The 14,375-nt window shown below is 73.1% G+C and carries 8 protein-coding genes; 2 read left to right on the top strand and 6 right to left on the bottom strand.

Annotated features, from left to right (window positions below; translation table 11 throughout):
* Positions 1–103 precede the first annotated feature (103 nt).
* The gene (locus IG64_RS09420; RefSeq protein ID WP_078883902.1) at positions 104–2,410 is read right to left on the bottom strand and encodes an MMPL family transporter; all 2,307 of its coding nucleotides are present in this window, start codon (positions 2,408–2,410) and stop codon (positions 104–106) included.
* A 395-nt stretch (positions 2,411–2,805) separates the two neighbouring features.
* On the opposite strand from IG64_RS09420, the gene IG64_RS09415 reads away from it, so the two are divergent.
* Together IG64_RS09415 and IG64_RS09410 are read left to right on the top strand one after the other, a co-directional pair.
* Positions 2,806–3,981 carry a sensor histidine kinase gene (locus IG64_RS09415; protein ID WP_063758777.1) on the top strand — a complete coding sequence of 392 codons (1,176 nt, stop codon included), beginning with the start codon at positions 2,806–2,808 and terminating at the stop codon, positions 3,979–3,981.
* Positions 3,978–4,736 (top strand): response regulator transcription factor, encoded by a 759-nt coding sequence (locus IG64_RS09410; protein WP_037854053.1) that lies wholly within the window; start codon positions 3,978–3,980, stop codon positions 4,734–4,736. Before IG64_RS09415 ends, IG64_RS09410 begins: the two co-directional genes overlap by 4 nt.
* 410 nt (positions 4,737–5,146) lie before the next feature.
* Here the strand turns inward: IG64_RS09410 and sbnA are convergent, their stop codons facing one another.
* From sbnA to IG64_RS09385, 5 genes are read right to left on the bottom strand one after another with little or no spacing between them, the layout of a single operon-like run.
* Positions 5,147–6,175 (bottom strand): 2,3-diaminopropionate biosynthesis protein SbnA, encoded by a 1,029-nt coding sequence (gene sbnA, locus IG64_RS09405; RefSeq protein ID WP_037854051.1) that lies wholly within the window; start codon positions 6,173–6,175, stop codon positions 5,147–5,149.
* A 37-nt stretch (positions 6,176–6,212) separates the two neighbouring features.
* Positions 6,213–7,331 carry a 2,3-diaminopropionate biosynthesis protein SbnB gene (gene sbnB, locus IG64_RS09400; RefSeq protein WP_037854050.1) on the bottom strand — a complete coding sequence of 373 codons (1,119 nt, stop codon included), beginning with the start codon at positions 7,329–7,331 and terminating at the stop codon, positions 6,213–6,215.
* Entirely contained in the window at positions 7,328–8,332 is a 1,005-nt protein-coding gene (locus tag IG64_RS09395) for a TauD/TfdA family dioxygenase (protein ID WP_037854048.1), read from the bottom strand. The genes sbnB and IG64_RS09395 overlap by 4 nt, the downstream gene beginning before the upstream one ends.
* 60 nt (positions 8,333–8,392) lie before the next feature.
* The gene (locus IG64_RS09390; protein ID WP_037854046.1) at positions 8,393–11,680 is read right to left on the bottom strand and encodes a non-ribosomal peptide synthetase; all 3,288 of its coding nucleotides are present in this window, start codon (positions 11,678–11,680) and stop codon (positions 8,393–8,395) included.
* Between the two features lie 14 nt (positions 11,681–11,694).
* Positions 11,695–14,223 (bottom strand): Pls/PosA family non-ribosomal peptide synthetase, encoded by a 2,529-nt coding sequence (locus IG64_RS09385; RefSeq protein WP_037854045.1) that lies wholly within the window; start codon positions 14,221–14,223, stop codon positions 11,695–11,697.
* Between the last annotated feature and the right edge of the window lie 152 nt (positions 14,224–14,375).

The raw sequence follows: 14,375 nt of genomic DNA, 5'->3' as shown, positions 1-14,375 counted from the left end.
GTCCAGTACGCGTCACCTCACGGCGAAGTGATCCACGTCTCCAACGGCCCTGACCCCGCTGCCGGGCATCCGCTCCGCCTCCTCCCGCCGCCCCCGGGCTCAGTCAGTCCCTGGGGTGCGTGCCGACGCGGCCGGTCCGGTCCGCCGGGTGGCCCCCGTCGCCCGGGTCGAGCGGGCCGTTCCGGTCGTACCGGGCGGCCGGGGCGGTCCCCGGGGCCGCGTCGCGGTGTCCGGGCGGCCCGTACGGTGCCTGCGGCCGTGCGGCGCGGCGCGGCCGGACCGGCCACCACAGGGCACGGCCGAGCAGCGCGGCGAGCGCCGGAACCAGCGCGGTCGACAGGACGAACGCCGACAACAGGATGCCGAGGGCCGTGGCGAAACCGATCTGCTGGGTGGCGGGGGCGGGGTTGACCGAGAGGCTGCCGAAGGAGCCGGCCAGGACCAGACCGGCGGTGGCCACGGCCGGTGCCGTGTGCCGTACGGCGCGGGCCACGGCCGGGCGGGCGGGCCCCGGGCGCGCCATCTCCTCCCGGATACGGTCGCTCATCAGGATGTTGTAGTCCGTGCCCAGGGCGACGACGAACAGGAACAGCACGAGCGGCAGGGTGAAGTTGACGCCCGCCTCGCCCCGCAGGTGCTGGAAGACCAGGGTGGAGGCGCCGAGCGTGGCGGCGAAGCCGAGACCGACGGCGAGCATCAGCACCGCGGGCGCCGCCACGCTGCGCAGCAGGACGAGCAGGATCAGCGCGATGAGCGCGGCGGCCACCGGGAAGACGAGCTCCAGGTCCTCGGAGACGGCCGTGGAGATGTCCGCGAAGATCGCCGCCGTCCCGCCGACGTGTGCTTCGCCGCCCGCCGGGGTGTGCCGTGCGACGGTCGCCCGCACCGGCCCGGACACCAGGTCGCGCGCCTTCTGGCTCTGCGCGTCCGCGGTCAGGTAGAGGTCGATCCGGGCGGCGTCGCCCGCCTTGTCGAAGACGGCCGGGGCCACCTGGCCGACGCCCTCCGTACGGCTGAGCGCCCGCGCCAGGCCGTCGACGTCGTGCCGGTCGAGGGCGCCGCCGTCCTTGGACGTGAGGTAGACACCGGCCGGGTCGGAGACGCCGGCCGGCAGGGCACGGGAGATCTTCGCCGCCGTGGCCGCGGCCGGGGTTCCGCCGGTGCCGCCGCCCGTGCCGTAGTCCATCTTCATGCCGAGGGTCCCGGCGGCCAGCACACCCAGCACGGCGACGGAGCCGAGGGCCACGGCCAGGGGCCGCCGGGCGACCGCGTTCGCGAACCGGCCGGCCGTCCCCTCGCGCGGCGCCCGCTTCAGGGCGCGGGAGGGCCAGAACATCTTGCGTCCGGCCACTGCCAGCAGGGCCGGCATGAAGGTGAGACTGGCCAGCAGCATCACGAGCACGGAGACCGCGATGGCCGGGCCGAGCACCCGGAACTGCCCGAAACTGGCGATGCCGAGGGTGGCGAAGGCGGCGACGATGGTGAGGGCGGCCGAGGTGATCGCGGAGCCCACGCGCCCGGTCACCTCACCGGCGATCTCACGGGCGTCGCATTCCGGACGCGCGCGCAGTCGCTCACGGAAGCGGAACAGCAGGAACAGGAAGTAGTCGATCCCGATGCCGAGCAGCACGACGCTGATGAGCGACGGGGTGGAGGGGTCCAGCCGGATCCCGGTGAGCAGCGCGGTGCCGACCACGGCTCCCGCGGCGGCTCCGCCGATGAGGCTGACCGCCAGGAGCGGCAGCAGAGCCGCCATGACGCTGCGGAACACCAGCACGTTCAGCAGCACGATCAGACCGACGGTGAGCAGACCCGCCACCGTGCTGGTGGTCTTCTCCGCCTCCTCGCTGTCGACGGTGTCGGCCAGGCCGCCGGTGAACCCGGTGCGCAGTCCGTTTCGCGCGTAGGCGTCGGACGCGGTCTTCCGGAATTCCTTGAAGACGTTCTGCAGACCGGGGTCGGTGGAATTACCGGAGAGTCCGACGGGGAACAGGACGAAAGTGCGGTGAGGGGCGACCGTGCCCGGTCCGGTCTTCGGTGTCTGGGAATAGTCCTTCGCCAGGAAATCCGGGGTGTCCTCGGTCTTCGGCATCGTGACCCGCTGCCGGCCGAGCCCGGCCGCGACAGCCTCCGCGCGCCGCTGGTCGGCCACGGCGAGCGGCTTGCCGTCGGCCCGTTCCACCAGCATCGTCACGGAGTTGGCGTCCGGCTCGATGCCGAACTTGTCCTCGGCGATCTTCAGCGCCGCCGCCGAGTCGTACGACTTCGGCAGGAAGTCGCCGAGCTGGCTCTCCGTCACGCGGAACATCAATGCCTGGCCCATGATGGTGAGACCGATTCCCAGCAGTACCCAGAGGGTGATGACCTTCCATGGATTTCGCGTGGAGAATCCGGTCAGGGCGCGTATCACAGCGGCTCCGTTCGAAGTGATCTCGGTCAGTACCTTTCCAGCGAACCAGCGGGACGGGCGTGGATCGTCGGGGCGCGGGATGAAAAGCGGCGGGGGCCCCAGGGGCCGCAGGCGCGGCGGACCGGGACCGTGGTCCTGGTCCGCTCTCGGTCCCAGGAGGGAGGGCCGGGGCATCGCCTCCTGCGACAATGGCGGCAGCAAGCGCCGGGGCCCGCGGGGCCGGCCGGATCAGCGGAGAGAGGAACACCATGGCGACGCGTCGCAGCACCGCGCCGTCGTCGCCTGCCGACGCCCCGGCGTGGCGCGGTGCCGTGACCCCGGCGGAGCGGGGCACGCGCGGGCGGCAGGACACACGCGCGCGGCGCGTGCGTCAAGGCGTACGTGTACGCCGCGCCTTGCCGTGGACCGGTGACGAGGCCCTGCCGTGGACCCGCAACGACGCCCTGACCGCCGTCGGCGCGGCCGTCGTGGACCTCATCGGCTACACGGCGTTCCCGCAGTTCACAGGCGTGCCCGTGTCGACCGCCGGAGCGCTGCTGCTGGTCGTGTCCGCGCTGCCCCTGCTGGTCCGGCGGCGCTTCCCGCTGACCGTGATGACCGTCGTCCTGGCGTTCGGCGCGCTGCTGAACCTGACGGTACGGATGGACCAGCATTTCGGCGCCGCCCTGGCGATCGCCCTGTACTCGGCCGTACGGGCCGCACGTCCCTGGGCGACGGCGGCCGTGACGGCCGGAGCGGTCGGCGTCTCCCTGCTCACCCCGGACCTCACCTCACCGCCCGGTCTCCTGAACGTGGTCAGCGCCTGCCTGGCCGCCGGGCTCATCGTCGCCGGCGCCCTGTTCATCAACCGCCGGCAGCAGGAGGCGGAGGTCAGGCGCCGGCTCCTCGCCGACCGCGCGGTGGCCGAGGAGCGCAGGCGGATCGCCCGGGAGCTGCACGACGTCGTCGCCCACCGCATCACCACCATGCAGCTGATGGCCGGCGGTGCCCGCGCCAACCTCGACCACGATGCCGGCGTCGCCCGCGAGGCCCTGGTCACCCTGGAGGAGTCGGGACGGCTGGCGCTGCGCGAGATGCGGCAGCTCCTCGACGTCCTGCGCGCCGGCGACGACACGGCGGCCGACCGCTGCGGCGTCCCGGAGGCACCGCAGCCCGGCCTGGAGGACCTCGACCGCCTGGTCGAGGAGGCACGGCAGGCCGGCCAGCCCGTCCGGCTCGTCCTCGACGGCGAGCCCCGGCGGCTGCCCCCGGTGGTCGGCCTCACCCTGTACCGGATCGTCCAGGAGGCGCTGACCAACGCCCGCAAGCACGCCGGCCCCGGGGTGGCGGTGGAGGTCCGTCTGGACCGGCGGCCGCAGGGGGTGACGGTGTCCGTCACCGACCCGGGACCCGACGACGCCGAGCCGTCCGCCCCGGCGGGCCGCGGCAGCGGATACGGCCTGATCGGCATGCGCGAACGCGTCGCCCTGCACGGGGGCACGCTGGAGGCCGGCCCGCTGCCCGGGGGCGGGTTCAGGGTGGCGGCGAGTCTGCCGGCGGAACCGCGGGGCGGCGAGGACGAGGAGCGATGACGGTGCCCGAAGGCGCGAGCGAAGGGGTGAGCGGGGCTGTGACCGGGACTGCGACCGGGGCCGACGGACCGATCCGCGTGCTCATCGCGGACGACCAGCCGCTCGTCCGGCGCGGACTGGCCCTGATCCTCGGCCCCGAGCCGTCGGTCACCGTGGTCGCCGAGGCGGAGAACGGGGAACAGGCCCTCACGCTCGCCGCCGAGCACCGCCCCGACGTCGTGGTGATGGACATCCGCATGCCGGTCCTGGACGGGGTGGCCGCCACCGAGCGGCTCGCCCGTGACCTGCCCGGGTGCCGGGTGCTCGCACTGAGCACCTTCGACATGGACGAGTACGTGGTCGCCGCGCTGCGCGCCGGTGCGTGCGGCTTCCTGCCCAAGGACAGCTCCCCCGAGGAACTGGTCGCCGCGATCCGCACCGTCCGGGCGGGGGAGGCCGTCGTCGCCCCGCGCCTGCTGACCCGGCTGATCTCCGCGTACGTCAGGACCCGGCCGGCAGCGGCCGGCGGCCGTCCGGACGCCGCTTGCCGGGCCGCCGCCGACCTCACGCCGCGTGAGGCCGAGGTGTGGCGGCTCTTGGCCACCGGCCTGGACAACAACGAGATCGCGCGGACCCTGGAGATCAGCGTCTCCACCGTGAAGAACTACATCACCAGCATCTTCGACAAACTCGGCGTACGCGACCGGGCGCAGGCGGTCATCGCGGCCTACGAATCGGGCCTGGTGCAGGTCCGCCGGCCGGCCACTGACACCTGAGCGTCCCGGCGGACGGCCCCGGCCCGCCACCGGGGCGCGGGCGGCCGGAGGCGAGGTGTGCCCGACGACCGTGACTCGGCCGGGGCGGCGCGGATCGGCCCCGGCTCCGGCTTCCGGGTGGGCACGGGTGCAGGGGCAGGGGGCTCGTCCCCGTGTCCACCGGCGCCACGGCCGCCGGCCCCAGGTCGCAGGCCGGGCCGCCGCCCGTGACCCGGCCCGTGGAACGAGCGCCGCACAGGCCCCGCCCCGTGGCGCGACCGGAGCCTGGCGGCAGCCCATGCACAGTCCGGCCCGGGCCCGCCGGACCGAACCGTGCCCCGTCCCGCCCCGTGCCGCCACCCCGTCAGGCGGAAGTGGCGCGGGGACCGGAGCCGGCGTGCCCGCGGCCGACGGCCGGCGGCCGGACGCTTCTACGGTTCGGGGCGGCCGTCCGGGGTCCGGGGCACCGGTTCGGCGTTGCGGGGGGTGGCCGGGACGCCGCCCTTCGGGTCGAGGACCTGGCCGCCGTAGAGGTCCTCCAGCCAGGTCGACTGGTAGATCGTGTCGAGATAGCGTTCGCCGAGGTCGGGGGCGATGGCCACTGCGGTCAGGTCGCGCTCGTCGTGCTCGGCGAGCCACGCCATGGCGCCGCTGACCACCGTGCCGGTCGAGCCGCCGAAGAGGAAACCGCGCCGGGCCAGCCGGTGGCAGGCGCGGATCGTGTCCGCCTCCTCCACCCGGATCACCTCGTCGACGTAGGACTCGTCGAGGAGCGGCGGGCGCATGCTCATGCCGAGGCCGGGGATCATCCGGCGGCCGGGCTTGCCGCCGAAGGCCACCGAACCGACGGTGTCCACCGCCACGATCCGTACCGGCCGGTGCCACTCGCGGAAGTAGCGCGCGCACCCCATCAGGGTGCCCGTGGTGCCCGCCCCCACGAACAGCACGTCCAGGCGCGGGAACTGCGCGGCGATCTCCGGCGCCGTCCGCCGGTAGTGAGCACCCCAGTTGCCCGGGTTGGTGTACTGGCTGAGCCACACGTACCGCTCGTCGGAGGCGCACAGCGCCCGGACGTAGTCGATCCGGGCGCCGAGGAAGCCGCCGTTGGCGTCGAGGTCGGCGATGACGTGGACCTCGCTGCCCAGCGCCTCCATCAGCAGCCGCGTGGACAGGTTGCAGCGGGAGTCGGTGACGCACAGGAACCGGTAGCCCTTGCTGGCGGCGATCATGCTGAGCGCGACGCCGAGGTTGCCGGACGAGGACTCGATCAGCACCGAGTCCTCGCCCAGCAGCCCGTCCCGCTCCGCGGCCTCCACCATCTCGACCGCGGCCTTCAGCTTGATCGAACCCGCGAAGTTGAAACCCTCGCACTTCAGGTAGAGCGAGCGTCCGAAGATCGGCCGGAGGTCGACGTAGAGCCGGCCTTCGTTGAAGGCGTGGGGAGCGGAGATGACGGGCACGCTAACCTCCTGATGCCGGGGGCCGGGGGACGGACGTTCAGCCGTACCGGCGCAGCTCGTGGAAGAAGTCGTCGACGACGTGGAGGTTCCCGGCCCGGGCCACCTCGGCGTGGACGTAACTGCCGACGGCGAGGTCGAGGACCCCGAGGCCGAACGGGGAGAAGATCACGGTCCGGTCGGCCGGCGGTTCCACCCGGCCGGTCAGCACGTCGTCGAGCGTGCCGTCCAGGAAGTCCCGACCGCCGGTGAGCTGTTCGGCCAGGTGCGGTGAGGTGCCGGCCTTCAGGCAGTGCTCGACGTCGTCGACGAAGTTCGCCGAGCCGAGCAGGATCCGCGGGTCGAGGTCGCGCAGCGACACGTGCAGCACCACCGGGCGGTGGTCGAACCAGGACGGGTCGGTGACGTGCGGTTCGCCCGCGACGGTCGCGAACACGACCAGGTCGCTGGAGCGGATCAGCTCCTCGGGACTGTCGTGCACGGTGATCCGCCCGGCCTGATCCGCAGAATCGTTTCGCCCGCCCTGCCCGGCCTGTTCCGCGGCACCGGCCGCCTGGCGCAGATAGCCGCAGAAGCCGGCCGCGCTGTCGGCGGACACGTCGTACACGCCGACCGAGTCGAAACTCCAGCCGGTACCGGCGAGGAACGTGTGGATGTAGCGGGCGATCAGACCCGTGCCGAAGAAGCCGATCCGGGCCGGCCGTGTCCGGGTCCGGGAGAGCCGGTCCGCGGCCAGCGCGGCCGACGCCGCCGTCCTGGTGGCGCTGATGATGGAACTCTCCAGGCAGGCGAACGGGTAGCCGGTGTCGTGGTCGTTGAGGATCAGGACCGCCGAGGCCCGGGGCACCCCGGCCGCCACGTTCTCCGGGAAGCTGGAGATCCATTTCAGTCCGTCGACCCCCGCCGGCCCGCCGACCGAGGCGGGCAGCGCGATGATCCGGGAGGTGGGCCGGTCCGGGAAGCGCAGGAAGTACGACGGCGGGTTGACCGTCTGCCCGGCGCCGTGCAGCCGGTACGTGGCCTCCACGAGGTCCACGATCTCCTTCTCGCGGCCCTGGAGCGCCTGCTGCACCTGGGCACCGGAGATCACCGCGAAGGACGGCACGCGCGCCGCCCCGGAGGCGGGGGAGCCGGTGACGGGGGACGTCACGGAGGTCATCGCCGGTCTCCTTCCGGGGTGGGCGTGCCACCGGCCGGCACCCGCGGCTCGGCCATGGCCACCAGCACCCGCCGCTCACCGGTGAAGGCCTCGCGGCTGTGCGCGGTGCGGACGTTGTCGACGAGCATCAGGTCACCGGCCTGCCAGGGCTCGCGCCGGGTGTGCTCCTCGTAGACGGCGTTGATCTGCTGGACGACCTTCTCGCTGATCGGGCCGCCGTCCCCGTAGCGGGTGTTGAACGGCAGCCCGTCCTCGCCGTACTCGTCCACCAGGTACTCGCGCACCTCGGGCGCCAGCGTCCACTCGTTGAGGAACGCGATCTGGTTGAACCAGCAGGGCCGGCCGGTGACCGGATGCCGTACGACGGCGCTGCGGCGCTGCCGGGTGCGCAGCGACCCGTCGTCGCGCCACTCGAAGTCGATGTCGTGCGCGCGGCAGTAGTTCTCGACGGTCTCCCGGTCCTCGGTGCCGAACGACTCGGCCAGCGAGGCGCCGATCTCGTCGTTGTAGCTGCGGGTGAGCAGCCAGCCCTCGCGCTCGAAGCGCTCCGTCACCTCGGCGGGCAGCGCCCGGAGCACCTGTTCCGCGTCCGCCACCGCGGTGGCACCGCCCTGGGCGGGCGCGGTGAGGCACGCGAACAGCATCAGCGTGGGAACCCGCTGCGCGTAGCTCAGTTCGTGGTGCATGCACATCGGCTGGTTGTCCGGCCAGGCGGTCGAGGAGTACAGCCCGGAGCCGTAGGACTGCCGGACGGCGAACGCCTCGCGCTCCGCCATCGGTTCACCGCCCAGCGCGGTGAAGACCGCCCGGACCTGTTCCTGCTCCCCGAGGCCCAGGCCGCGCACCAGGAGCGCGCCGTGCTCGGCGACCTGCGCGCGCACCGCCTCGCGGTACTGGGCCGCCCAGCCGGCCGCGTCGGCCGGCGGTTCGACGTGCAGGACCGGCGGCCGGTCCGGTCGCAGCTCCACCTCCAGCAGTGACGCCGGGGACGAGAACGACATCTCGGTGTTCCTTTCGTCGGGCGGTGTGGTCGCCGGCCGGTCGGTCGCCGGCCGGCGTGGTCAGGAGGACGCCAGCAGTTCGGCGGCGTCCAGAACGGCCCGCGCCGCCCCGTCCGGCCGGGTGCGGGGGAAGTAGTGGCCGCCGTCGGGGAGTTCGTGCAGCTCCACCTGCTCGGCCAGGAATTTCCAGTCCCGGTGGTGTGCGCCGTACCCGGTGGTGTGCGGGTCGTCGGCGGCGACGACCACCGTCACCGGTGCGGCGAGCCGCACCGCAGGCGGGCTCTCCAGGGCGGCCGCGAAGTAGCGGTGCGCCGACACGCAGTCGTGCCGGTAGGCCGCGCCGATGTGCTCGGCGTTCAGCTCGCCCAGCTCGGTGTAACCGCTGTCCGCGCTCAGCCGGGCGGCGATCTCCGCGTTGCCGCACCGCGTCAGCTCCGTGGCGGCGGCGGTGCGTTCGGCGGCCGTCCCCGGCAACTGCGCGCCCAGGAACACCCGCACCACCCGCACCCCGCGCTCCTCCAGCCGCCGTGCCGTCTCGACGGCCGGGGCGGCCCCGGAGGAGTGCCCCCACAGCATGACCTGCGTCAGACCGCGCGCCAGGATCTCGGCCACGGCCTGCTCGGCGACCTGCTCCAGCGGGGCGAAGGCCTCGCCGGCGGCGGCCAGGTCGTGTCCCGGCAGCTCGGCGGCGTACACCGCGAGGCCGCTGCCCGTCAGGGCGCCCGCCATCGGCCGGAAGTTGACCGCGTTGCCGCCCGCGTACGGGAAGCACACCAGGGCGCAGGCGCCGGGCCGGCCCTGCGCCGACAGCGGCTGCAGCAGCTCCGGACGGCTCGCACGAGCACCGTCGAGCAGCGCCGCGAGGTCGGCGAGCACCGGATGGCGGGTGATGTCCTTGAGGGAGACCGCCCGGTCCAGGGCGATGGTCAGTTTCACCGCCGACAGCGAGGTGCCGCCGCGGTCGAAGAAGTGGTCGTCGCGGCCGACGCCGTCGCGGGGCAGCCCCAGCAGTTCGGCCCAGGCGTCCGCCAGCCGCCGCTCGGTCGCGGTGCGCGGGGCGTCCTTCGCCCGGCCGTCCGCCGTGTCCTGCTCCGCGGTCCGCTCGGCCAGCGCGGTCAGGGCCTTGCGGTCGGTCTTGCCGTTGGCCGTCAGCGGCAGGCCGTCCTGCCAGTGGAAGGCGCTCGGCACCATGTAGGCGGGCAGCGCGGCCCCCAGCGCCCGCCTCAGTTCCTCGGCATCGAGGCGCCGGCCGGTGTAGAAGGCGACCAGATGGGCGCTGCGCCCGGCGAGTTCGGCGACGACGACCGCGCCGTCGCGCACTCCGTCCACCCGCAGCAGCGTGTTCTCGATCTCCCCGATCTCGATGCGGAACCCGCGGATCTTGACCTGGCTGTCCCGCCGTCCCAGGAACTCCAGCTTGCCGCCCGGGTGCCAGCGCCCCCAGTCTCCGGCGAGGTAGAGCCGCTCGCCCGGCCGGTAGGGGTCCTGCCGGTACGCCTCCCGGGTGCGCTCGGGATCGTTGACGTAGCCGCGGCCCACGCACACCCCCGAGAACGCGATCAGGCCGGGCGCGCCCAGCGGTACCAGGGACAGGTTCTCGTCGACGACCAGGACCCGCACATTGCTGACCGGGCGTCCCAGCAGCACCCGGTCCGGCACCTCGCGCATGACCTCGTGGTTGGTGTCGTCCGACGTCTCGGTCAGGCCGTAGGCGTTGACCAGGGCGACGTCGGGCTTCAGCGCGAACCAGCGCTGGACCAGCTCCCGTTTCAGCGCCTCACCGGTCACCGACACACACCGCAGTGCGGGCAGTTCGCGCGGGTGCCGTTCCAGGTACGCGGCCACCACCTCCAGGTAGGAGGGCACGACCTGCGCCACCCCGGCCCCGCCGCGTTCCAGCGTGTCGACGAACCGCTCCACGTCCACGACCGCGTCCTGCTCCACGAGCAGCGTCCGCCCGCCCACCAGCAGCGCGGCCAGCAACTGCCACAGCGAGATGTCGAAGCACTGCGGGGCCGTCTGCGCCACCACCGTCTCCGGGCCGATCCCCAGGTCGTCGATCTTGGCGTACAGGTGGTTGAGCATGCCGGCGTGCTCGCACATGGCGCCCTTCGGCTCGCCCGTGGAGCCGGAGGTGAAGTAGATGTACGCCAGCCGGCCGGGCGCCACCTCCAGACCGAGGTCGCCGTCGGCGTGGTCCTCCGCGTACGCGTCCTCCACCAGCAGCTTCTCGACGGCCGGTGCCTGCCCGGCCAGGGCCTCGTCCAGGGTGGCGGTGCTGCCCGGCTCGGTCAGCGCGATCCGGCAGCCGGACCGGGCCAGCGTCGCCGCGATCCGCCCGGCCGGGAAGTGCGGCTCGATCGGCAGGTAGACACCGCCGGCCTTGAACACCGCGATCACCGACGCCAGCCAGTCCAGATCGCGTTCGGTGACCACCGCCACCACGTCCTCCGGGCCCAGTCCCCGCGCCACCAGCGCCCGCGCCAGCCGGTTCGCGCGGGCGTTCAGCTCGCCGTACGTCCACGAGCGGTCCCCGTGCACCGCGGCCACGGCGTCGGGACGTTCCCGTACCCGCTGCTCGAACAGCTCGTGCGCCCGCGCGTCGGGCAGTGCGCGCTCCGGACCGGCCAGCCCTTCGAGCTGCTCGCGTACCTCCTCGGCCGGCAGCAGGCTCTGCCGGGCGTGCTCGGCGTCCGCGTCGGCGGCCATCAGTGCGAGCGCGGCCAGGTGGTAGCCGCAGATCCGGGCCGCCGCCGAGGCGTCCAGCACGTCGGTGCGGTACCGCAGCCGCAGCGTCATCCGCGCCTCCCGGTCGGACCAGCCCACGGCCAGCACGGTGCCCGGGGGCAGGGCGCCGTCCGCGCCGCGCCCGGTCTCCTGCCAGGCCCCGGCGGCCCAGGAGCCCTCCGGGTCGCACACCACCTCGTACGCCGGTTCCGTCAGTCCCAGCTCCCGGCGCAGCTCGCCCACGGCGAAGCCGCGGTGCGTGAGCAGGTCCGCCTCGACGCGGCGGGCGGCGCGCACCACGCCGCGCCAGGTGGGGGGCGCGACCGTCAGCCGGCAGGGGAGCGGGTCACCGTCGCCCACCGCGTGCCCGGTCACCACGTCCGGCTCCCCGCACAGCGCGGCCAGCACCTTGGCGTGGGCGGCCAGCAGCACCGCGCTGACCGGGACGCCCAGTTCGGCGGCCAGGGCGCGCACCGCCTCGGCCACCTGGGCCGGGACCGTCTCCTCGTGCCCGGCCACGCCGGCGACGGGCCGCGGCGCCCACCGCGGGACGGCGGTGAACCCGCCGGCGGTCAGCACATCGGTCCAGAAGTCCCTGTCCGCTGCCACGAGCGTTCCCATCGAATGACCCTTCCTCAGTTCGCCGTCGGGGCGGCGGGGTTGCCTTCCCATTCCGCGTCGGGCGGGACTTCCTCGCCCTTCATCAGAAAGGAGTCGGGCGCCAGCACTGCCCGGTCGCCGAGTGTCACGCCGTAGTGGACGTGCGCGCCGACGCCGAGGGTGACGCCCGCGCCGAGTGTGGTGCGGTCGGACTTGAAGGTCCCGTCCTCCTGCGAATGGCACTGGATCTTGCTGCCCGCGTTGAGGGTGCAGTCGTCGCCGATGGCGGCCAGCGTCCGCTCCGTGATGAAGCATCCGTCGTCGAAGACCCGCCGGCCGATGCGCACCCCGGTCAGCCGCCAGACCAGAGCCTTGAACGGCGTGCCGTTGAAGATGGCCAGGTAGTGGTCCGGCACCTTCCACACCCGCTCGTGCCACCAGAAGTACGGCTCGTAGATGGAGCACAGCTTCGGCCGCAGCGGGCGGAACCCGGTCAGGCAGCGCTCCAGCAGGATGTAGAACCCGGTGGTGAGCACCAGGGTGAGGGCCAGGTAGCAGCCGATCACGATGTGCCCCAGGGTGCCGTACAGGCCGACCGAGCCGAGCGCGAAGGCGGTGAGCAGTGCCGTGTGCAGCCAGCGCATCAGCAGGTGCAGGGCCATGGAGCGCAGGTTGTAACGGTTCTTCGCGGCCAGGCTGCGGCGCAGCGCGTCGCCCGTGCGCAGGTGGTCGAAGCGGGTGTCGCGCTCGACCGACCGGGGGATCTCGAAGCACGGCGAGCCGAGCAGTCCGACCCCCTCGCGGATCTCGCCGTCGAGGGGGACCATCACCTTAGTCGCCAGCAGGCAGTTGTCACCGGTGCGCGCCCCGGCCGGGTAGGCGATGTTGTTGCCGAGGAAGTTGCGGGCCCCGATCGAGGTCCGGCTCATCCTGAAGGACGTACGGGAGTAGTCGGCGTTCAGGACCGACAGGCCGTCGGCCACCATGGTGCCGCTGCCGACGGAGACCAGGAACGGGGACTGGTGCTGGACCTCGGTGCCGAAGTTCGAGCCGGTCTGCTCGACCTCGGAGAGGTCGTACCCGATGCCGCGCAGGTAGGGGACGATGTAGGAGCTGTCCCCGAACAGCCAGGTGAAGAACCGGACATTGGTCAGCCCGGCGATCAGCCGGTGCAGGGCGTAGTGGAAGCCGTAGAGCGGATAGACCCGGTCGGGGCGGATCGCGCGGTGCAGTACCCGCGGCACGGTGCACAGGGCGAGCAGCCCGAGCAGGAGACCGCCGAAGAACAGCACCGAGGACACGATCAGGGTGTCGCCGAGGAACTCCCCGGCCGTGGTGCCCCGGGTCTCCGCGGTCAGTCGTTTGCTGAGCACCGGGACCTCCGCGAACAGCATGTACACCCCGCCCACGGCGAGCGGCAGGTACAGGAGGAACAGCTGCAGCAGGGTGGTGAGCGCGAAGCCGGCCCGGCGCAGCGTGCCGCACCGGGCCGGGGGGACCCGTACGTGGTCGACGTGCGTGGGCTGGGCCGGGGAACCGTGCCACCGCTCGCCGGCCGGGATCGCCCGCCCCCGGTACAGGGCCGAGGCATGGCCGAGCTGCGCGGCGTCGCCCATGGCGGTGTCGATGTCGAGGACCGTCTTCTCACCGATGAAGACGTCCCGGCCCAGGGTGATGCCGCCGGTCTGGATGGCTCCGGCGTACGCCCGGTAGCCCAGGAACACGGCGTCGTTGCGGATCACCGTGCCGGCCCCGATGGTGAGCAGGTCGGTGCAGACCGGCACCGACCGGGAGAGGATCGTGACGTCCTTCCCGATCCGTGCGCCCAGCGCCCGCAGGTACATGACGTACAGCGGATTGCCGACGAACAGCACCATGGGGTTGGCGTGGAGCAGTGACTTGACGACCCAGAAACGCAGATACGCCATGCTCCACACGGGAAACTCCCGGGGTTTCCAGCGCCCGACGAGCACCCATTTCACGAGGACGGGGAAGGCGCACAGGGCGAGGAATCCGATCGTGCCGCACAGGAACGAGCGGACGTAGATCTGGACGAGGCCCGATCCCGCCGCGACCCATTCGTAGGCCTGGGCGGTGGCCATGCCGATGGCGAAGGAGTAGCCGAGGAAGATCAGCGCCTGGAGCGCTCCGCACACCAGGTGGTTGCCCGGGACGTGCGGTGCGGGCGCAGGCGCCGGCGCGGAAGCCGGTGCCGGCGGTGGTGCGGCCGCCGTGCCGGGGCCGGCGGCCGGGGCCGCGGCCGGCGCGAGGGCGGCCGCCAGCTCCCGGAGGGTGGGGTGCCGGTAGATGTCCTTCATGGACACGGACGGCAGGTCGGGGTGCTTGCGCACCCGTGCGCAGAACTGGGCCATGACCAGGGAGTTGGCGCCCAGGTCGGTGAAGAAGTGGCTGTCCGCCGGTACCTGCTCGCTGTGCACGACGTCCGCCAGGATGCCCGCGAGGAGCCGCTCGGTGTCCGCCGTCGCCGGAGCGGTGACCGTACGCCGGGCGACGGCGGATTCGTCCGGTCCGGGCATCAGGATGTCGGCAGACTTCTCCACCATGCGAACTCCCTGAGAAAGGTCGAAAACCGTCGGCCAGGGGTGGCCGGTCCCCGAGACCGTGCGTTTTCGCCTGATCACGAAACCATGGATCAGTCTCGTGCGGGGTCCACGGGGTTGCCACTCGGGTCGGGTGTGCCGATCGGCCGCCGAGC

It is taken from the genome of Streptomyces sp. NRRL S-340 (assembly GCF_000720185.1).
In the GTDB taxonomy this organism is placed as follows: Bacteria; Actinomycetota; Actinomycetes; order Streptomycetales; family Streptomycetaceae; genus Streptomyces.
This window is presented reverse-complemented; position numbering and strand designations above follow the sequence as displayed.